The organism is Halomonas sp. SIMBA_159 (genome assembly GCF_046536035.1).
GTDB lineage: Bacteria > Pseudomonadota > Gammaproteobacteria > Pseudomonadales > Halomonadaceae > Vreelandella > Vreelandella venusta_A.
This window is the reverse complement of sequence record NZ_JAWJBT010000006.1, coordinates 1-20,265: the sequence shown is the minus strand read 5'-3', so window position 1 is coordinate 20,265 and position 20,265 is coordinate 1. Positions and strand designations below refer to the sequence as shown.

Below are 20,265 nucleotides of genomic sequence, written 5' to 3'. Positions count from 1 at the left end.
TAGTAGTTTCCCTACTTCTTCCACACCATTAGCCCAAGGTCTCACCTATTAGCCGTCTTATCGGCTTACTTGCGCACCTCGGTTTCTACGTCGTCGTAGTAGGTGATATGGATTTCGTCTTCCTGGGGCGGCCCTACCACCGGTTCGGCCACGTCTACCTCAGGCACGACGTCAGAAAGGTCTTCCAGGTGCTCGTGCTCAAGTGCCCCTTGTACCAATTCCTCGGTCACCACCAGCTCAGCACCTGCGGCGGTCATCGGCGTAGTGGCCGTAAACGGTGCCACCGGCACCGGTGCCGGGCGAACGCTACGACGCCAGCTAAAGAACAGCACGAAGAACAAACTGAGTGAGCCAAACGCCCAGAATAGGCCTGCATCGCCCATGGCGGTCATTACCGGCGAGATCATCAGCGGGCTGATGGTGGCACCAATCGAGTTGATCAACAAAAGGCCCTGGCTCATACGCACCAAGGCGCCTGCGGGGGCACGGTCGGCAGCATGGCTAACGGCCACCGGGTAAAGCGCAAACACGCCTCCCCCAAGCAAAAACAGCAGCACAGCCAGCAGCGGTGTGGAAAGCGGCAGCCACAGCATCGCCGCTGAAATCACCACGCAGAAGGCGCTGATACCGATGAGCACCATTTGGCGGTCGTGGCGATCCGACCAGCGGCCAATGGGGTACTGAAGTAGCATCGCCCCCAAAATTACCACGGCCATCATCTGACCTACCTGGTTGACGCTCATGCCAATGCGCTGCAGATAGAGCGGAAGCAGCGTATAGGCCGCGGCGACCACCATGCCTGAGCCGAGGCTGCCCATGACGCCGGTGGGGGTCATGGTAATCAAACGGTGCGGCGGCAGCGGTTCAGCGTGTTCGATCAGCGGCGAGACGCGGGGAATCATCGCCATCGGTAGAACCGAGAGCGATGCCAACAGGCCAATCACCATAAAGGGCGCGGTGTCGCCCATGGCGCTGGTCACGCCGAGCATCAGTTGCCCCAGCACCCCGGCGGCGTACAGGGAAATCATGTAGAGCGCCAGCAGGCGGCCGCGCACTTTCTGGTCACCCGCCGTGAGCAGCCAGCTCTCAATGACCAGATAAACACCCACCGTGGCCCAGCCGCCAATCAACCGCAGCGCGAACCACGCCCAGGGGTCGAAGAACAGCCCTTGCAGCAGTACGGTCACCGCCACTAGCGAGGCAAAGCTGCCGTAAGCACGGATATGGCCAATACGCACCAGCAGACGGTCATTGACCAGGGCACCTAGGGCTAGGCCGATAAAATAGGCCGACGAGACAATCCCGATCACCGTCGCCGACTCGCCCGCTGCGTCTAAGCGCACGGTAATCAGCGTGGCAAGAAAGCCATTGCCAATCCCAAGAATAAACAGCCCTAGTAGGGGCGCTAGCGCCATGGCCAGCAGTTGCCGCGACATGCGTACCTCACCTTGCTCAATAGTTGAATCGTTGCCGTTTGCACGCCATCACATCAAGCAGGCACGAAAACGGGCGCGCAATTATTGCTGCCAGCGGCGCAAAGTCAATGCTTTTTCGCCCCGGTGACGAGTAGATTAGTGTTTTCTAAAAATTACCACGTCATTACCAGTAAATTCGACTGTTAAACCCTGTTCAGCGGCCCACCAGCGGAAAGTCGCTTCGCTAAAAAAGCACACGTGGGTCGGGTCGTTAATATAGTGCCAGCGGGCGAAGGCTTCTTGGCTAGTGACCCGCTTGGTCATCAGCCCAAGATAGCCGCCGGGTAGCAGTTGCGCGACCCGCTGGCTCAGCACCTCGCCCGGTGCCGCCAAGTGCTCCACCACTTCGGTGGCGGTAATGAAGTCATACTGGCGAGTCAGATGCGCGGCATGGGGCGCGTAAAAGATGTCGTATACGTCCATATCAAAGCCCGCTTCCTCGAACATCACCGAGAGCGTTGGCCCAGGGCCACAGCCAAAATCCAGCCCTTTTGCTCCAGGAGCTAGCTTTGCTGCCAACGGATTAAATAAGCGCCCCAAAAAACGCCGATATCCCGTATCCTGCGGCGAGTTTTGATGCTGGTCGTACTCAGTTTTTTCATCTGCGGCACTTAAATGCTGCTCGTTAGGCACAAACACCAGCGCACACGTGGCACACTGGTAGTAATCACGGCGACGCTCTTGGTGGTACAGCGCAGGCTCCTGCGCGTGGCATAGCGGACAGCGTCGCATCATCGTATTCTCTGGTTTTACGTTTGTATTAAGGAAAGAGGCATGCTCTCAGGTCTGGATCATCTTGTGGTTACCGTGACCGATATGGGTCGCGCAGTGGATTTCTACTCTCGCGTGTTGGGCCTGGATGTACGTTACCGCGACGCCCAGCGCGTTGATCTCATGCTGGGTGACACCGCCCTGCGCCTGCACCAAACCGATACCGACATTGCGCCTATTTCAGCCACGCCGACACCGGGCAGCCTGGACTTATGCTTGCGCTGCCAGCTGCCGCTGGATGAATTCAAGCAGCATCTGGATGCGCTGGCCATTGAGGTCGAACTTGGCCCCGTGGCCCGCCAGGGGGCCAGCGGCCCGATTGAGTCGATTTACCTGCGCGACCCTGACGGCAACCTGCTGGAAATTTGTCGTCCAGCTCGCTAGGCCATTAACCACACATGGGCCTGCGGGTGATAAGTCGCAGCGCCCACGCTATCATAGCGCGCTGAAAAGGTGTCCGTTGGATGCTTGAGTCAATCTGAACGTAGAAGGAACGCCCATGCGCGATGACGCCCCGCTGGAAGGCGAAGTGGTTAACCGCCACGACTCGTCGGAGGAAGCTTCACCCTCCTCCACCTCCCCAGACACTACCATGGCCATGGTGATTTACGCCCTTTACTTAGCGAGCTTTGTGGTGGGCTTTACGTCGCTAATCGGGGTCATTATTGCCTATGTGTATCGTGACAAAGGCCCGGCATGGTTAGATGAACACTACCGTTACCAGATTCGTACTTTCTGGATCGGGCTTCTGTACGGCAGCGTAGCCACCCTGCTCACCCTGATTCTGGTCGGCTTTCCTATGCTGTTGGCGCTGGCCGTGTGGTTTATCGTGCGCTGCGTGAAAGGCTTTAAAGGGCTGCAGGAAAAACGTGCGCCCTCCAATGTCGATAGCTGGCTGCTGTAACCCATGACCGAACAGGCAACTCCCTCTTCATCGCGCTTTCAAGCCCGTGCCATTGCCAGGCTATGGAGAACTCTCTCCCGCTTTTCGCTGCGCTGGCTATGGCGAGTAGCGGCCTTCGTGGGGCCGCAGGTGTACCGGTTTAGCAAACGTGAGCGCATGGTCACCGAGATCAATCTCAAGGTGGTCTACCCCGATGCATCTGACCGCCAGCGGGCGTCGCTTGCCAAGCAGAGCCTTCAGCACTCAACCGCAACGATGCTTGAGCTAGGCCACGCCTGGATGGCACCGCCCGAAAAGGTAGAGGCCAGCATTCTAGCGGTACATGGCCGCGATAAGCTCGATAGCGCGCGAGCCGAAGGGCGCGGCGTGATTGTACTGGCCCCCCATTTTGGCAATTGGGAAGTGCTGAATTTTTGGCTATCCAGCCACTTTCCGTTTACCGCGATGTACGAGCCACCCAAAATTGCCGATTTAGACCCGATTATTCGCCATGGCCGCGAACGCATGGGGGCCAAGCTGGTACCCACCAACCCTCGGGGTGTCGCGGCGCTTCTCAAAGCACTCAAACGCAGCGAGGCCATTGGTATTTTGCCGGATCAAGAGCCGGACTGGGGCAGCGGCGTTTTCGCACCGTTTTATGGCCGCAGTGCCTATACCGCAACGCTGCTGCCGAAATTAGTGGCGCGTACACAGGCGCGGGTGGTGACGGGGGTGGCACTACGGGTGCCCGGCAAGGGCTTCGAGATCCACTTTCTTGATGCCGACGAACAGGTATACAGCGAAGACGATGTGGCGTCGGCGACAGGCGTTAATGCCAGCGTAGAAGCCTCGATTGCCCTTGATCCCGTTCAGTATCAGTGGGAATACAAGCGCTACCGTAAGGTCGTTGAAGAGTGCCATGGCACCGTTGATGCTAGCGAATTTCGCCTTTACTGAGTGAGGATAGACATGACCGAACGATACCTTCCCAAAGAGGATACGCGTCCGCCGCAAATTATTTATGCCCTCTATTTAGCAGGGCTGGTCACGGCCAATATCACCCTGTTAATCGGTGTGATTATCGCCTATGTCTATCGGAAAGAGGCGGCACCCTGGTTGCAGGCCCATTACCGCTACATGATCCGCACGTTCTGGATTGGCAGCCTCTACTTTCTTGTCACGTTCACCCTGAGCCTGATCTTTATCGGTACGCTACTGTGGCCGCTGCTGGTGGTGTGGCTAGGCGTGCGCTGTATTCTTGGCTGGGTAGCGGTACGCAAAGGCCAGCCACCGGCACGGCCGGGCAGCTGGCTCTGGTAACTGGCTATGGCAAACAGGCACGGCTACTCATCACTTTGCCGGGCATAAACATCTTCTAGCCGCTCAATGTCGTCTTCCCCTAAATAGCTGCCCGACTGCACTTCAATCAACTCTAGCGGGATTTTGCCCGGATTCTCCAAGCGGTGCAGCGCTCCAATCGGGATGTAGGTGGATTGGTTCTCGCTGACCAAAAACGTGCGCTCGTCCACCGTGACCTTGGCCGTGCCGCTGACCACCACCCAGTGTTCGGCGCGATGATGGTGGCGCTGCAGCGAAAGCCGCGCCCCAGGCCGCACGGTTATATGCTTCACTTGGTAGCGTTCGCCGCTGTCCATGGCCTGAAAACTGCCCCAAGGGCGGTGAACTTGAGGCGAGGTATATGGCTCGCTGCGCCCCGCTTGGCTTAGCGCCGCCACGAGCTGTTTAACGCCCTGCGCTTGGTCTCGATGCGCCACCAGTACGCTGTCTGAGGTTTCCACCACAATCAGGTCTTCAACACCCAGCGTGGCGACCAAACGGTGGTTCGCCACCACGAGCGAGCGGCGGGTATCGCTCAGTACGCCATCGCCTGTCACCACATTGCCAGCCGTATCCGGGATGTGCGTCGCCATCAGCGCATCAAAGCTGCCAATATCGCTCCACTGAGCGTCTAAAGGCACCACGGCTGCCTGCGCACAGTGCTCCATGACCGCGTAATCAATCGACTCACTGGGGCAGCGCTGAAACGCCTGTTCGTCTAAGCGCAGAAAGTCCAGATCACGATGGGCACACGCCACCGCCTCTTGGCAGGCGGCCAGCATGTCAGGCTGAAGCCGTTCAAGCTCCGCCAAATAGCGGGAGGCGCGCAGCAAAAACATGCCGCTATTCCACAGCGTGTCGCCCTGTTTAAGCAGTGCTTTAGCCCGTTCCAGTGCCGGTTTTTCAATAAACGCGGCCAAGTGGTGGCCCTCGCCCAACACATCACCGCACGCGATGTAGCCATAGCCCGTTTCTGGGTGGGTTGGCACCACGCCAAAGGTGACTAAATAGCCCTGCTCTGCCAACGGCACGGCACGCTGCACGCTATCGGTAAACGCCACCGCATCGCCTATCACGTGGTCGGCGGGTAGCACTAGCAGCAGCGGGTCTTCGCCGGATTGCCGCGCCAACAGCGCCGCGCAGGCAATCGCCGGGGCGGTATTGCGTCCTGCTGGCTCTAGCACAATCTGGCCTTCTTGCTGGGCTTCACGCAGCTGCTCGGCCATCAAAAATCGGTGCGAATGGTGCCCCATCAGCATCGGCGGTAGCGTCGTTAAGCCCTCAAGGCGAGTGAGCGTTTGCTGAAGCAGGCTCTGCTCGCCGGTTAAGCGCAAAAACTGTTTAGGCATCTGTTCGCGAGAAAGCGGCCAAAGCCGGGTGCCGCTGCCGCCGCTAAGAATAACCGGTTGAATCATGGTGTCGTCCTTGGTAGTTGAGCTGCCTGGCCAAAGTCCTGCTGCAGCCAGTGGCGCAGCTGGCTCATGCGAGGCGCATCCTGCGGGCGGGCTAAAGGTGGCAGCATGCCATCCACAAAGCCGCGCTGTTTAAACGGTGCCAGCAAGGCCGGGTCGCCGCTAATAATATGCACCGGCACGGCGGCGCTGGCATCATTGCCAGTAATTAGCGGCGCGGGCTGATGGTCGCCCAAGACAATCAGCAGCGTCTGCTCATCGGCCACTCTCGCAGCCCAGCGCCCTGTCACGCTAACAGCGTAATCCACCGACCATGCGTAATGGTCGCGGATGCGCTCCAAATCTCGCCAGATTACCTCGGGCGGGTCGCCTGCGTTTTCCCAGGGCGCATAGATACTGCCATCGCCCACCAGCGACCAGTTTTCCAGCACTGGCAGAATAGGTGTCCAGGGCGCATGGCTGGAAATCAGCGCGAGCTGCGCAAACAGCGGCGAATCGCCCAATAGCTCTCGTTGGGTATAGTCCAGCGTGAACTGATCCGGCATGGTCACCCAGTTAAGTGGCGGCCCAGCATAGGGAATATCTTTAGCAGCGGCGATCTCGTCAAAGCCATAAGCACGGCCTTCGGGCCACGCTAAAGTAATCGCAGGCATCACGCTCAGCGTACGCTGGCCGGTGGCGCGAAAATCATCAATCATCGTCGAATGATCACTCTCCAGCATCAGCCGATACCACAGCTGATTGTCGATCCAACGCCCGCTAAGCGTGGTGGCGTGGGCAAGCCAAGACTGCCCGCCACGGATAGGGGATTCCACTAACCCCGACACCACGTGCACATCGCTGTCAGCCAATCGACGCTTGATATCCTCCAGGGTGAGTAGCAGCGTGCGGTTGTAACGCGGGTCATCGAGCGCGGAGACACCATAAGACTCAATAAACGTCAGTAATACGTTACGCCCCGCCAAGCCCGGCAGCGCCTGGGCCATCAGTGGCGACTCCTCCAACTGCTCAGTAAATGCATGCCGAGCGCGATGGGTATCGACCACCTGCGCCCACTGAAAGCGCGCGGTATTGACCATGGGCAGCGCTGTATGGGGAACCAAACGGTAGCGATTTGCCTCTAATACCAGCATGCACGTTGCCAAGATCAACATACATGCAGCGATCTTGCCAGACCCACCTTGGCGTACCAATGCGTTAGCGGGGATTAGTAGGCGAAGCATCCCCCACAACAAGCTAAACAGCACGATGCCACCCAGCAGCATCAGGAAAATTGCCGCAAGTTGGCCTACATTACCCACTAGAAGATGGTAAATAGAGCGCACCAGCGGCACATCCAGATAGAGATTCAGCGGCCTTCCAAACGCCGTAAATGTGGCGGCATCACCTAAATTGGCTGCTGTTGCCAGCGCCAGCACGCTCACCACACATACGCCACCCCAACGCCGCCATCTACCAGGGGGTAACAGAAGCATGGCTGGAGCAATCACCCATGCCTCCCAGGCAATGAGTGGCGAACCCAGCGTGCCAAAACGCCACCATAAAGGCATTACCAGCAGCATGTTGAGCGCACTGGCCGTTAATAGGAGACGAAGCATCAATCACCACCACTAGCATTGAAGAGAACATCAGCGGTATAACCGACAAGCGGTACACGCGTCGCTGCGTTTAAACTGCTATTTTTTAACCCAACTTGTTAAGCGTATAGTTTTTGTTTAAATATTTCACACAATGACGTGTTTTAGGCTCTCTTATCAGGTAACGAAAGGAACTCGCCAATGGGTTGTCGTACTGCTGCAAAATGGATGCTATCACTTAGTTGGTTGCTCGCCCTTCCCGCCTCCGCCAGTGAAGATACTGTGTTTCAACAAGTTGTCGAACGTGCCAAACAGCTAGCGGCCACCCCGTATCAAGCGCCTGAGGCGAGCCTACCCGAGGCCCTGCAAGCACTCACCTACGACGACTACCGGCAAATACGCTTCAATCCTGAACGCGCCTACTGGCGTGATGAAGCCCCCTTTAGCCTACAGCTGTTTCATAGCGGCTTTCTATTCCAGACGCCGGTGACGTTGAATAGGATTGAAAACGGCGAGGTCGTACCGCTCGACTTCACCGCCGATGACTTTCGCTACGACGGTGAAGCCAGCGAACTGCTCGAACATGATCTTAGCGGCAGCGGCCATGCAGGCTTTCGGCTCCACTATCCGATCAACAACCCCGACTACGCGGACGAATTCGCGGTCTTTTTAGGGGCCAGCTACTTTCGTTTGGTAGGCCAACATCAAGCCTACGGCTTATCTACACGGGGGCTGGCGATCAATACCGCCTCTTCCCAGGGCGAAGAGTTTCCTGCCTTTCGTGAATTTTGGCTGGTCACCCCTGACAGCGATGCCGAAAGTATTACGCTGATGGCGCTGATGGATAGCCCATCGCTGAGCGGCGCTTATCGCTTCACCCTCACTCCCGGAGAACACACCGAAGCGGAAGTCGAAGCTGAAATTTTTGCTCGCAGCGATATCGAGAAAGTAGGCATTGCGCCGCTGACCAGTATGTTCACCTTTGGTAAGGCCAGCGCCCAACGGCCCGATGACTTCCGCCCACAGGTGCATGACTCCGATGGCCTGCTGATGCATACCGGCAGCGGCGAATGGATCTGGCGGCCTTTGAGCAACCCTGCTGAGGTACGGGTTTCAAGCTTCACCGATGACGCCCCCCAAGGGTTTGGCCTGATGCAACGGGAGCGCGACTTTGACCGCTACCTCGACCTAGAGGCCAACTACCACCGCCGCCCCAGCCAATGGGTCGAGCCGCTGGATGCGTGGGGCAACGGCCACGTAGAGCTGGTGGAAATTCCCACGCCGGATGAAACCCACGACAATATCGTGGCCTATTGGGTAGCCGACGAGGCGCTCAACGCCGGTGACTCCCAGCGTTTGCACTACCGCACCTACACTCTAAACGAGCAACCGGAAGAACACTCGCTGGGTCAAGTGGTGCGCACTCGCCACGGCACCGCCGCGGTGCCGGGTGAAGCCGACTCCCCTTCCGCCGAGCAGCGCCAGTTTGTGGTCGACTTTGCCGGCGGCGCTTTAGAGGAGCTGGCAGCCGATGCAGAGCTCACGCTGGATATTAGCGTGATCAATGGCGAAGCGCTGCTGCCCCAGGTGAAGGTGCTGCCCGATAACGGCCGACGCGCGACGTTCAGGCTCCCCCCTAGCAGTGCACCCAGCGATATCCGCTTACGCCTGATGCGCGACGGCGAGCCAGTCACCGAAACTTGGAATTACGTGTGGTATCCCGATGCATAATTCAGCGGCGTTGATACCGTCTATTCCGTGGCTCAATGCCCGGCGTGCACTGTTAGCCACGTTAGTCATCGGCTCTAGCATCGCGGGCTGCGTGGCAATGGCACAGGTGGTGGCTAATTTAGCCCTGGGCTGGCAAATCGCCATGCTCACGCTGTTTGGCCTCACCTTTAGCTGGATTGCGCTGGCCTTTTGGGGGGCTTTGTGCGGTTTTGTAATCTGCGCCCTGCGTCTGGACCCGTTAAGCCTTAAACGCTTAACGGCCGAGCGCCCCACCACAAGCCGCTTAGTCAGCCGCACCGCCTTGGTGATGCCGATTTACGCAGAGCCGCCCATACCCACCATTGCCGGGCTGGAAGCCACCTGCCGCTCGCTGCTTCAGCAACCCACCCCACAGGGTGACGACACCACGAGCGTGATCAGCAAGCACTTTGAAGTATTTATTCTGAGTGATACGCAAGACCCCGCCCACGCCGAAGAAGAAGCCGCCCATGTGGCCGCGCTGCAGCAGCGTTTGGCGGGTCAGTTAGCGGTTCACTATCGCCGTCGCCCCAATAACCACGAGCGTAAAGCTGGCAATATTGCCGACTTCTGCCGCCGCTGGGGCCGCCGCTACGATTATATGGTGGTGCTGGATGCCGACAGCCTAATGAGTGGCGATACGCTGCTGCACATGGTGCATCAGATGCAGCGCTACCCGACCGTTGGCTTGATCCAGACGGTGCCTATACCCGTGGGTCAGCGCACGCTATTTGGCCGCTTTACCCAGCTGGCTTCGGCGCTTTATAGCCCCATGCTGGCAGCGGGCCAAAGCTTTTGGCAAGGCGACGCCGCCAACTACTGGGGGCACAATGCGATTATTCGTACCCGCGCCTTTATGGCCCATGCAGGGCTACCTACGCTGTCGGGCAAACCACCGCTAGGGGGCGAACTGCTCAGCCATGATTTTGTGGAAGCCGCGCTACTCAAACGCGGCGGCTGGCAGGTGCTGTTAGATACGTCAGCCACGGCGGCGCTCTCCCGGCACAACCCGCATGCCAGCGCATCACGCAACAGCTTTGAAGCCATGCCTAGCAACCTGCTTGATTTTGCCAAGCGCGACCGCCGCTGGCTGCAGGGCAATTTACAGCACTTACGCCTACTGACGGGCGCGGGCTTCCACCCGATCAGCCGACTGCACTTCTTTTTTGGTGCCTTTGCCTATTTATCATCGCTGGTCTGGCTGGGGCTTTTGGTATGCACCAGCCTGATGGTGGGCTACCACGCCATTGACGACAACGCCGAACCGCTGCTGCCCCAAGCGCTCTCTTTGTGGCTACTAAGCACTACCTTAGGCATGTTGATTGCACCCAAGCTACTGGGCTTACTGCTCGCTTTCTGCCAGTACCCACACGCCTTTGGCGGGCGCTTTAAGCTGGTGGCCAGCACGCTGCTAGAAGTGGTGTTTGCTGCTTTAATCGCACCGTTAATGATGGCTTGGCATAGCCTGTTTATTATTAACGTGCTGATTGGCCGCGCCATCGACTGGCAAACCCAGCACCGTGGCGAGCGCTCATTAAGCTGGCGCGAAACTTGGCGACATACTGGATGGATGTCACTTTGCGGTGCGCTGTGGGCAGGCGTGATGATGCTCTTTTCACCCTCCGCATTTGGCTGGCTAACCCCCGCCTGGCTGGGCTTAGTGGCCGCCGCACCGTTGGTAAAATACTCCAGCAGCGGCACCTGGGGCGGTGTCGTCAGCCACCGGTTTGGGCTGTTACACACGCCCAGCATTAGCTTAAAACCCATCCTGCTAAAGGATTTTGCGGACCTTATGGCCCGCAGCCCCCAGGCGATCAATACCCAAGAGCCTGCCCCGCTGAACATGCCGCCCAGCGAGCTGTACGGCGAAATGCCCAGCCAACTGCTCAAACAGGTTAAAGCCCCAAATGAGCCGCCCTCTTCTCGCGCTAAGGAGCCTCACTAAATGCCCTCTTCGACGCTACAGCAGCTTCGCAGTGCCAGTGGCTTGGCCCGCTCACTGTTTATTTACTGGCGGCCTGGGCGTCAACGCAGCTTAAAGCGGCTTTATCAGCCTTTTTTAGCACCGGGCGATATCGCCTTCGACATTGGCGCTCACTTAGGTGACCGCAGCGCCGCCTTTCAAGCGTTAGGTGCCCAGGTAGTGGCCCTGGAACCACAGCCAACGCTCGCTAAGTGGTTTCAGCGGCTGTTAAAAAGTCCCCACATCACGCTGCTGCCCCTGGCCGTTGGCCCCGAACCGGGCCATGCCGAGATTGCGATTAGCGTGGGTAACCCTACGCTTTCTACCCTAGCCACCGAATGGCGCAGCCAAGTAGGTGAACGTAACCCCGGCTTTCAGCGTGTGCGTTGGGAGCAAACCCTGCGGGTAGAGATGACCACGCTAGATGCGCTGATTGAACGCTTTGGCGAACCACGCTTTATCAAAATTGATGTAGAGGGTTTTGAAGCCGAAGTGTTGCAAGGCCTGAGCCACCCCGTGGCCGCCCTCTCGGTGGAGTTTGTGGCAGGCATGCTTGAAGTAAGCCACGCCTGCCTGGAGCAGATTAACCGGCTGGGCGATTACCGCTTTAACGCCATTGCCGGTGAGCAGCGCCAGTTCCGCTTTGACTCCTGGCTGACGCCAGACGCCATGGCCTCTTGGTTAGCCGAAGGCGCTGAGCAACTCGCCTCGGGCGATATTTACGCCTGCCGCAGCAACCACCCGCTACTGGCCTCCTCACACAGCGTGTCCCGCGCGCCTCTCTAATCACGCGTTCACTAATCGCACGCTCTCTAATTCACACGTTCATTAACGAGATTTTCATGGTTTATCACTGGCAGCATCTCACCGCCCCTCAACTGAATGCCCTTGCCCAGCGCGACCCGGTGGCGGTGATTACGCTAGGGGCGATTGAGCAGCACGGCACGCACCTGCCGCTTGGCACCGATCTCATCATTGGTGAGGGGTTGCAGGCCGCCATGCTGGAACAATTAGAGAATTCAGGCGTCAACGTCGAGGTACTGTGCCTGCCTGCTATCGCGGTGGGTGCCAGCGACGAGCACGCAAGTTTCGCAGGCACGCTCAGCCTGCCCGCACCGTTAGCCATTGCCACGCTAGAAGCCTACGGTGAAAGCATTGCCCGCGCAGGCATTCATAAGCTAGTACTGATTAATAGCCACGGCGGCAATAAAGCGGTGATGGACTTAGCCGCGCTCACGTTGCGTCGGCGCTGCGCTATGCGCGTAGTAAAGGCGACCTACACGCGGCTGCCGGCATTGGAAGGCGCTATGAACGCCGATGAGCTGCGCTACGGGTTACACGGCGGCCTGCTGGAAACCGCCATGATGCAACACTTGGCACCGCAGTTAGTCACGCTTGAAGGCTACACACCCACGGCCCCGGCCACACCGACCAACGGTGCCCTAGTGAGCCCTGAAGGCAGTGCCGCCTTTGCGTGGTTAGGAGAGGACTTAAGCCAGCACGGCGTCGCCGGAGATGCAACCCAGGCAAACGCTGCGCTGGGCGGGAGATTAGTGCACCACTATGCCGCGCAGCTTGCCCAGGTTGTGGCAGAAACGGCCCAGCTGCCACCGCTGGGGGCTCCAGCGGCGGGCACGCGTTAACGGCTACGGGTTTCTAGCACCTCATCTAAAAAGTGACCCGCTCGGTTGGCTTTGGCGCTCAGGTAGCGATGATTATGATCCGTCACGCTGCCATAGAGCGCCTGGCGCGACACCACTTCAATCCCCCCTTCACGCAGCGCCGACATTTTCAGCGGGTTGTTGGTGAGTAGCTGTACCTGATCAATACTCAGGGCATTCAGCATATCCACCGCCACGGCGTATTGGCGCTCATCGTCGCCAAAGCCCAGCACTTGGTCGGCATCTACGGTATCCAGCCCGCTATCTTGCAGCGTGTAGGCGCGCAGCTTGTTGGCGAGGCCAATCCCGCGTCCTTCCTGAGCAAGATAAAGCAGCACACCGCCGCCCATGGCCTGGATATCCGCCACGGCGTTGCGCAACTGCTCGCCGCAATCACAGCGCAGGCTGCCAAACAGATCACCGGTTAAACAGGCGGAGTGCAACCGCAGCGGCACCGGGCCATCCAGACTATCGAGCTGCCCTATCACCACCGCTACGTGCTCACGCAGGCCGTCTGGCTCGCGAAACAGCACAAAACGGCTGTCGGGGGCGTCTTCCAGCGGAATACTCGCTTCGCTTACCCGCTTTAGCATGCCCGGCGCTCCCGCCAAACACTTCTGGGCTTCTTCTGCCTTTACTTCCAACAGCCGTCCCTGGGCGATTTGCTCAGCAATCTCACTCTGAGCTTCGTCACTGACCACGGCGGTCAACGCGGCGGGGATTAGCAACGCACGGCGCATTAACGCCACCGCGCCCCGCTCGGCACTACCCGCCGGTTTTAAACCACTGAGCAGAGCGCTGGGCTGGCTGCCTGAGTGCGCTACCGCTAATTGGTGCAGCTCACTTTCGCTAACGTGCTCCGCTAAAGGCAAACAGGCAGCCTCTGCGGTCAGCGATAAGCCCATCGCTTCCAAACGGTGCCGTGTCAGCACCAGTGCAGGCCGCGCCCCGGCCAAACGTGCCAGGGTATCCACCGAACGGCTGCCCTCTAACGCTTGAACCAGAAGGCGCTGCTCACCGCTGCTAATAACGACCGGCAAACCGCGACGAATATCGAAAATAGCGCGTTCAATTTGATACATGTAGGCCTCCAGGTTGCCTAATGAGTTGGGCAAAGGTTGCTTGCGTTGGGCAACATGGCCCCGCATGATCTGAGGTTATTTTCAGTGTGGAGGCGTCATGCCCGACTCCAGCAGTACCGAACAATCCCACGCGATCGATCTTGAGACGGCGTGGTCGTGGTTGACAGCCAAAAGCGACGGTTCGCCCAGCGCTGTCGAGATATCGATGGTAAGCAGCGGCCAGTGGCAATCGCCGCAGGCCGTTACGCCCCAGGCAGAGGCGCTGTTGGATTGCCTTACCCCGCTGGCTCTGCATGACCACTGGGTGATCGCCCAACTGGGCCAGAGCCTGGATGGGCGAATTGCCACGGAAAGCGGCCACTCCCACTACATCAATGGCCATGAGAGCCTGGTGCACCTGCACCGGCTGCGCGCCCTGGCGGATGCGGTGGTGGTCGGCGCAGGCACCGCCGCCGCCGACAACCCCCAGCTCACCGTGCGCCACGTGAGCGGCCGCCACCCAACTAGAGTGGTACTTGACCCGCGTGGGCGCGTACCCAGCGAGATGGCGCTGTTTACTAGCGGCGAAGTCGACACCCTGCATATTACTGGGCCAGACGCCGCGCCAGCGGCAAGCCATGCGGAGCACTGTGTACTGCCCTTGAACGCCAGCGGGCAGTTTGCCCCAGCGGATGTGGTGGAACTGCTGGCGGCACGCGGGCTTAAGCGGGTGCTGGTAGAGGGTGGCGGTATTACCATTTCCCAGTTCATTGAGGCCCAATGCGTTGATCGCCTGCACCTGATGGTGGCCCCGCTGCTGATAGGCTCCGGCAGGCCCGGCCTGCAAATGACGCCCATCGAAACGCTTGAGAGTGCGCTGCGCCCCACGATGCGCTCGTTCCGGTGTGGAGACGACACGCTGTTCGACGTGGAGCTGAGGGGCTTTTAACCCATCCGCCGGAGTGGAAACAGACGTGGGAACAGCGGAAGTAGAACCAGAAGAAGCCGGGCCAGACAATGAGGAACTGGGGGTAGCGTGGGCACGCTTGGCAAACGCTACCCACACCCCCGGCAGGCTGGAAAGCAGCACCAGCACGCCGTAGGCCAGCGAAATCGCCACCCCTTGAGCAGCGGGTAAGCCCACCAGCACCCAAATACCGGCAGCGGCGCCTTCACGCACACCCCATCCGGCAATCGATAGCGGCACCAACATGGCCAGCAGCAGCACCGGTGCCAGCGCGAGTATCTCTAAGGCCGACATCTCGCTTCCAATGGCCCTGGCCGCACAGACCATGACGAAGCCATAGCTGAGCACAATGGCCAGTGAAGAGACCAACTGCAGCGGCCACACGCCACGCTGCAACAGCCCTCGACGAATATCTCGGCCCAACGCATTACACCAAGCAGGAAGCGTGAGCCCATGTCCACGCCGCATCCACTCGCCGAGTGCTACCAACACCACCAGCACGGCCACCAGACTAGCCGCTATGGTAAGTAACAGCGGCGCACCTAGCGCAGCGTGCCAGAGAGGCGAAGAGAACAGCGCCACCAGCGTTAGCAGCGCCACCCCCACTTGCCCCGAGGCACGCTCAATCACCACGGCTCGCCAGGCGCTGCCTTTAGAAGCCGCCTGACGGGCGTGGCGATGAGCACGGCCAGCATCACCCAGCACGCCTCCTGGTAGTAACTGATTCACCAACAGCGCCAGATAGTATTCGCGCAAGGCATAACCAAAACGCAGCGGAACATCCACCAGCCCAGCCGTAAGCTTCCAGCGCCAAGCGCTTAGCATGACTTGCAGTACGCTAATCACCAGTGCCGCCAACACCCACGCAGGAGCCAGGCGTTTCACTTCGGCCAGAATAGCCGCGGGCTCTACCCAAAGGGCAACGACTGCCAATAGCACAGCGCTGACGATGCCGCGCTGCACCCACGGCCGACGTAGAAAATGCCCGGCAAGCATGGGCTAGCCCTTCGCCGCTGGCAGCGCCAGCAGGTCACGGTGGCCCACCCAAACGCCCACTTGGCCGCGTTCCACGGCATCTAGGCGCGCAGTGCGCCACTCGGCAATCCGGGTGGCCGCTTCAGGGGCTTGTTCGGTGGCTGCTTCCGCCCAACCGTTAATCAGCGAGCTGACCATCGGCTGCTGCTCGTGGCTGCCTGCGACTAACCGCCAAGGCGTTGACACTTCTTCTACTACGTAGCCCTGCTGTGCCATGGCGTGATACAGCGCCTGGTGGGCGTCTCCGCCGAGCGCCTCGCCCAAGCCTTTATCCCGCTGTTGGTGAGCGTTAAAGAGCCCCAGCACAAAGCGGTCTTCTGGCTCATCGAGGGGCTGTTGGTCCGCATCAGTAAAGCACCACTCGCCGGTGACGCTTAAACTCACTAGTAGCGCCTGTTGATGCGTAGCGCACTGCTGTGCCAGCGCATCAATCCACTGCTGAGAGACCAAATCAATCAGCGCAGAGGCACTGACTACGTCCACCGCTTTTAGGGCCGGATGATCGAGCTTGGAGAGCGATGCGCAGTGGGTTTCTACTTTCAACGGCTGGCCTGACGCATCGTGCAGCGGCACTGCCCGACTGCGCGCCTCTTTTAACAGGGCGTCGTCATGATCAAACAGCGCCCATTGCTGCGGGCTAGCAAGCCGAGGGGCTAAAAACTGCATATTGCTACCCCGGCCGCAGCCTAAATCCGCCAGCGTCACAGGCGCTTCACGCTTGGCCAGCCACGCATTAAGTCGGCTGACCAGCGCTTCACTTCGAGCGTGGCTATCCACGGTTTCCCGCAGCGTGAGCCAGCTGGCGGCAAACTGGCTGCCTGCCGACAGTTCGGCCGGGCTTTCATCGTTTAACGCCTGCGCAAACTCAGCGCCCGCTGCCTGCCAGTCGTTGAGTTCACCCCGGGCTACCGCCACACCCGCACGCAGCTCGGTGCGCAGCGCTTCGTTGGTGCAGAAATTGCTAATCGCCGCGCTGAGCGCCTTCACATCGCCAGGCGCAACGCTGATACCTGCGCCTTTTGGCAGGGTATCGCGCAGTGCGCCGCCAGTCGTGGTAATCACCGGCAGGCCGTGGGCCAAGGCTTCGGTGACCACCATGCCGTAGCCTTCATACCAAGAGGGCAGCACCAGCGCGTGGGCGCTCTGGTACGCGGCTTCCAAGGTTTCGGCATCGCACTCACCGTGAAGGGTGACGCGCTCAGCCAACTGGTGCTCATCAATCAGCTGCTGAACCTTAGTGCTAAATTCAGCATCGCGCGCGCCGCCGAAACAGTCACACTGCCACTGATCGCTCTCTACCTGGGCCAGCGCATTGACCAACACATCTTGCCCCTTTCGCGGCGTGAGCGTGGCCACGCACAGCAAGCGAATGGCTTCGCCCTGCTCAGCAGCGGAGCTGACCGGCGCGTGTGCAACGCCGGGCTCCACTACCGTAATAGGTGCAGTAATCGGCAGGGAGTAGCATTCAGCCAGTTCGCTTAAACGGCGAGCGGTAAAACGGCTGGTGACAATTACACGGGCGACTTCCGCAAGCCCGGTAAGCTCGCTGCGGTGTAGGTGCTGCTGCTCTTCACTGGACAGCCCCTGCTCATCACCCAGCGGATGGTGCAGCAGCAAAGTGATATCCAGCCGGTCCGCATGACGGGCGACCACATCAGGCAGCGCCCCCATTGCCAAGCCATCGATAATGACGCGCTCGCCATCAGTCAGGGTTTCCAGCGCACCGGTAAGAGCGCGGGCAGCCGTTTCATCCGCCTGCGGGAAGCGGCCTTCCAGACCAACAACGTCCACCTGAACGCCCTGTTCACGCAGCGCAGCGACGATTTGCGCATCATAGATATAGCCGCCGGTGCGCTGGTTAGGGTCACCCGCTACCAGTAAGGTAAAGCGCTGGCTCATAGTGCTCCTTCGTAACTTGCCCATGCCACATGAGACTCATGCAGCTTGATATCCATTTTGGTCAGACCTTTAGCGGTTTCGCCCATGCGGCCTGCTTTAATCGCCGCAGCGAGCTGGTCAAAAATGACTTTGGCCATGAACTCGGTGGTGGTGTTTTGGCCGGTAAACTCGCTTACCTCATCCAGGTTGCGGAAGTTGTAGCCCGCAAGCACTTCTTTGACCGTTTCACTGGCCAAGCCAATATCAATGACCAAGCCATCCTGATCCAGTTCCGGGCGCTGGAACACGACATCCACCACGTAAGTAGCGCCGTGGGTGCGCTGAGCAGGGCCGAAAATTTCGCCTTTAAAACTGTGGGCAATCATAAAGTGATCACGAACGCATAAACGGTACATGGCAACTCCTATCCATCAATGGGTATTACGTTAGGGGTAACGAATTCGATGACAAAGCGCGGTGCTCTGTTTTCCAAAGAGCGTAGGGGCCAGCGCAGGGAAGTCCGCAAAATCGCATTCGCTGCTGATCAGCGCTTCCAAGGTGGGGTCGGCGAGCAGGCGTAGCGCCACGTTCAAACGACGGCGATAATCCCAGCGTGGCTGCAGCTTGGCGGGCAGTTGGCCTACTTGGCTGGCGCGCAGAGTTAAACGCTGCGAGTGGAACGCCCCGCCCAGCGGCAGCGATACATCGCCTTGGCCAAACCAGCTCATTTCAATCACGCGGCCTTCATTGCCTGCCAAGCCCATCGCCAAGCGCAGGCCGTCTGGATGACCGCTGGCATGAATCACGCAGTCTTGGTCAATAGGGGCCTGCTCAGGCAGGGCAAACGGTACGCCCAGAGCACGGGCCAGAGGTTCACGCTCGGGATTGATATCGACCAGCGTGACTTCAACCCCCGCGATGCGAGCACACAGATACGCCACCAGCGCACCGACCACCCCTGCGCCGATGACGCACACCCGTTCACCTAGCATGGGGTTAGCGTCCCAGACGCCGTTTAGGGCAGTTTCCATGTTGGCGGTTAGTACCGCACGGTGGGCAGGCACGTTCTCTGGGATTGGAACCACCATCGCGGCAGGTACCACGTAGTGGTCTTGATGGGGGTAAAGACAAAAAACGGATTTATCGACGAGCTCACGTGGGCCATGGGTCACACGACCTACGCTGCAATAGCCGTACTTAACCGGGGTAGGAAATTCACCTACTTGAAAAGGTGCGCGCATGCGCTGGGTTTCGCTTTCCGGTACGCGGGCATTAAACACCAGCGACTCTGTGCCACGGCTAACGCCGCTGTACAGGGCGCGAACGCGAACCTCTGATTCACCTATTGCAGGCAGCGTTTCTTGCTGCAGTGCGCCATGGCCGGGTTGCGTTACCCAAAAAGCCACAGCCGTATCAGGCGCCGACATGACATTTCCTTATCGTTGAAGCGCTGCTTTCATCCGTTGATCTTAACGTCACTAAGCACTGGCGACTTTTCATTATCACCCCTATAGCTTAGCGTAGAAAAGCAATCGGTCTATTAACGCTTGCCAACCTTCAACTTAATTTAAAAAGGGAACTTTTCTGACCTTAGACAACCATACACCCTATACAACAATGGTACATAGATAAATTATTGCATCACTAATTTCAACTGCGGACGATTGCACCGCTTCGTGAGCCACCATGCCGCCTGTGTCTAACACCTCCTCTTACTCACTCCCTAAACGTCTATTTAGCGGTCTTGAGCTTCTGCTGGGCGCTTTAGTGCTGGCAGGGCTGGGCGCACTGCTGAGTCCATTAATGGCGAGTGCGGCCAACTGGTGGGCAGCTAGTGCTTTCTATGTGTTGATTAGCGCCTTGGTCATGGCATTTTGGCCTCATGGGCCGCTGGGCTGGGCCAATCGCGTGACGCTTGGGCGCGCCGTATTGGTGGCGCTAGTAGCTGGCGCTTTGGTCAATAACGCCTTCATTCACGCTATTTGGCTATGGCTAGGTGTGGCAGTCATCGCTCTATTGCTAGACGGAGTGGATGGATGGATCGCACGGCGTACTCGCAGCCATTCGCCCTTCGGCGCGCGCTTTGATATGGAACTAGACGCCCTGCTGATCATGCTGCTGTGCGTTGGCTTAATCATGGAAGAAGGCTTAGGGCTTTGGGTGCTGCTGATTGGCGGCATGCGCTATTTGTTTGTCGCGGCCAGCTTGCCCTTCCCTTGGCTTAATGCACCGCTCAATGAGAGCTACCGCCGCAAAGCCGTGTGCGTATGGCAAGTGGTGGCCATGTTGCTAGCGCTAACACCGCTTACCTCGCCCTTTTTAGCGGGCCTGCTGGCACTGAGTGCATTAATCACATTAACTTACTCTTTTGGCATTGATGTTAAGTGGTTACATAAACATCGCCAAGAGTATTGATATCCTGAATTCAAACATTAAGCGCAGCACCCGCGGTTTCCAGCGCTCCTGAATACTCTCCCAGGAACACTTGTGCCGGT

The 20,265-nt window shown here is 58.8% G+C and carries 18 protein-coding genes and 1 pseudogene; 10 read left to right on the top strand and 9 right to left on the bottom strand.

Going from position 1 to position 20,265, the window contains the following annotated elements:
* Positions 1-65: 65 nt before the first annotated feature.
* Together R0J87_RS05215 and R0J87_RS05210 are read right to left on the bottom strand one after the other, a co-directional pair.
* Positions 66-1,436 carry an MFS transporter gene (locus tag R0J87_RS05215; protein ID WP_404465540.1) on the bottom strand — a complete coding sequence of 457 codons (1,371 nt, stop codon included), beginning with the start codon at positions 1,434-1,436 and terminating at the stop codon, positions 66-68.
* A 135-nt stretch (positions 1,437-1,571) separates the two neighbouring features.
* Positions 1,572-2,210 carry a class I SAM-dependent methyltransferase gene (locus R0J87_RS05210; RefSeq protein ID WP_498884801.1) on the bottom strand — a complete coding sequence of 213 codons (639 nt, stop codon included), beginning with the start codon at positions 2,208-2,210 and terminating at the stop codon, positions 1,572-1,574.
* A gap of 39 nt (positions 2,211-2,249) precedes the next feature.
* Between R0J87_RS05210 and R0J87_RS05205 the strand changes: the two genes are divergently transcribed.
* The 4 genes from R0J87_RS05205 to R0J87_RS05190 all read left to right on the top strand — a co-directional run bounded on the left by R0J87_RS05205 (position 2,250) and on the right by R0J87_RS05190 (position 4,449).
* Positions 2,250-2,630, top strand: coding sequence for a VOC family protein (locus tag R0J87_RS05205; protein WP_285262668.1), 381 nt, complete (start codon positions 2,250-2,252; stop codon positions 2,628-2,630).
* Positions 2,631-2,745: 115 nt separating this feature from the next.
* Positions 2,746-3,150, top strand: a complete 405-nt coding sequence (locus tag R0J87_RS05200; RefSeq protein WP_404465536.1) for a DUF4870 family protein — start codon at positions 2,746-2,748, stop codon at positions 3,148-3,150.
* A 3-nt stretch (positions 3,151-3,153) separates the two neighbouring features.
* Positions 3,154-4,086, top strand: a complete 933-nt coding sequence (locus tag R0J87_RS05195) for a lysophospholipid acyltransferase family protein (RefSeq protein WP_498884798.1) — start codon at positions 3,154-3,156, stop codon at positions 4,084-4,086.
* Positions 4,087-4,098: 12 nt separating this feature from the next.
* The gene (locus R0J87_RS05190) at positions 4,099-4,449 is read left to right on the top strand and encodes a DUF4870 family protein (RefSeq protein ID WP_188637941.1); all 351 of its coding nucleotides are present in this window, start codon (positions 4,099-4,101) and stop codon (positions 4,447-4,449) included.
* A 23-nt stretch (positions 4,450-4,472) separates the two neighbouring features.
* Here R0J87_RS05190 and R0J87_RS05185 read toward each other — a convergent pair whose 3' ends face one another.
* Both R0J87_RS05185 and R0J87_RS05180 read right to left on the bottom strand, forming a co-directional pair.
* Positions 4,473-5,882, bottom strand: coding sequence for a mannose-1-phosphate guanylyltransferase/mannose-6-phosphate isomerase (locus R0J87_RS05185; RefSeq protein ID WP_498884796.1), 1,410 nt, complete (start codon positions 5,880-5,882; stop codon positions 4,473-4,475).
* Complete coding sequence (locus R0J87_RS05180; RefSeq protein WP_498884794.1) at positions 5,879-7,477, bottom strand: alkaline phosphatase family protein; 1,599 nt, start codon at positions 7,475-7,477, stop codon at positions 5,879-5,881. Before R0J87_RS05180 ends, R0J87_RS05185 begins: the two co-directional genes overlap by 4 nt.
* A gap of 180 nt (positions 7,478-7,657) precedes the next feature.
* On the opposite strand from R0J87_RS05180, the gene R0J87_RS05175 reads away from it, so the two are divergent.
* From R0J87_RS05175 to R0J87_RS05160, 4 genes are read left to right on the top strand one after another with little or no spacing between them, the layout of a single operon-like run.
* Positions 7,658-9,187 (top strand): OpgD/OpgG family glucan biosynthesis protein, encoded by a 1,530-nt coding sequence (locus R0J87_RS05175; RefSeq protein WP_498884792.1) that lies wholly within the window; start codon positions 7,658-7,660, stop codon positions 9,185-9,187.
* On the top strand, positions 9,180-11,150 hold the full coding sequence (mdoH, locus tag R0J87_RS05170) for a glucans biosynthesis glucosyltransferase MdoH (protein WP_404345066.1): 1,971 nt from the start codon (positions 9,180-9,182) through the stop codon (positions 11,148-11,150). The genes R0J87_RS05175 and mdoH overlap by 8 nt, the downstream gene beginning before the upstream one ends.
* Positions 11,151-11,954, top strand: coding sequence for an FkbM family methyltransferase (locus R0J87_RS05165; RefSeq protein ID WP_498884789.1), 804 nt, complete (start codon positions 11,151-11,153; stop codon positions 11,952-11,954).
* A gap of 56 nt (positions 11,955-12,010) precedes the next feature.
* Positions 12,011-12,811: a creatininase family protein gene (locus tag R0J87_RS05160; protein ID WP_498884787.1), complete on the top strand. Its 801-nt coding sequence runs from the start codon at positions 12,011-12,013 to the stop codon at positions 12,809-12,811.
* Here the strand turns inward: R0J87_RS05160 and ribA are convergent.
* Positions 12,808-13,911 (bottom strand): GTP cyclohydrolase II RibA, encoded by a 1,104-nt coding sequence (gene ribA / locus R0J87_RS05155; protein ID WP_404345063.1) that lies wholly within the window; start codon positions 13,909-13,911, stop codon positions 12,808-12,810. The genes R0J87_RS05160 and ribA overlap by 4 nt on opposite strands.
* A 97-nt stretch (positions 13,912-14,008) precedes the next feature.
* Here ribA and R0J87_RS05150 point away from each other — a divergent pair, with 97 nt between their 5' ends.
* Positions 14,009-14,839 carry a RibD family protein gene (locus R0J87_RS05150; RefSeq protein WP_498884961.1) on the top strand — a complete coding sequence of 277 codons (831 nt, stop codon included), beginning with the start codon at positions 14,009-14,011 and terminating at the stop codon, positions 14,837-14,839.
* 144 nt (positions 14,840-14,983) lie between these two features.
* Here R0J87_RS05150 and R0J87_RS05145 read toward each other — a convergent pair.
* The 4 genes and pseudogenes from R0J87_RS05145 to R0J87_RS05130 form a co-directional block, all read right to left on the bottom strand.
* Positions 14,984-15,853, bottom strand: a pseudogene (locus R0J87_RS05145) (lysylphosphatidylglycerol synthase transmembrane domain-containing protein); the annotation flags it as partial.
* Positions 15,854-15,856: 3 nt separating this feature from the next.
* The gene (locus R0J87_RS05140) at positions 15,857-17,791 is read right to left on the bottom strand and encodes a glycosyltransferase (protein ID WP_498884785.1); all 1,935 of its coding nucleotides are present in this window, start codon (positions 17,789-17,791) and stop codon (positions 15,857-15,859) included.
* A complete protein-coding gene (locus tag R0J87_RS05135) occupies positions 17,788-18,186 on the bottom strand; it encodes a 6-pyruvoyl trahydropterin synthase family protein (RefSeq protein WP_188637931.1) in 399 nt (132 codons plus the stop codon). Before R0J87_RS05135 ends, R0J87_RS05140 begins: the two co-directional genes overlap by 4 nt.
* A gap of 30 nt (positions 18,187-18,216) precedes the next feature.
* The gene (locus R0J87_RS05130) at positions 18,217-19,197 is read right to left on the bottom strand and encodes a zinc-dependent alcohol dehydrogenase (RefSeq protein WP_498884782.1); all 981 of its coding nucleotides are present in this window, start codon (positions 19,195-19,197) and stop codon (positions 18,217-18,219) included.
* 259 nt (positions 19,198-19,456) lie between these two features.
* Between R0J87_RS05130 and R0J87_RS05125 the strand changes: the two genes are divergently transcribed.
* Complete coding sequence (locus R0J87_RS05125) at positions 19,457-20,185, top strand: CDP-alcohol phosphatidyltransferase family protein (protein ID WP_404465517.1); 729 nt, start codon at positions 19,457-19,459, stop codon at positions 20,183-20,185.
* The last annotated feature ends 80 nt before the right edge of the window (positions 20,186-20,265 follow it).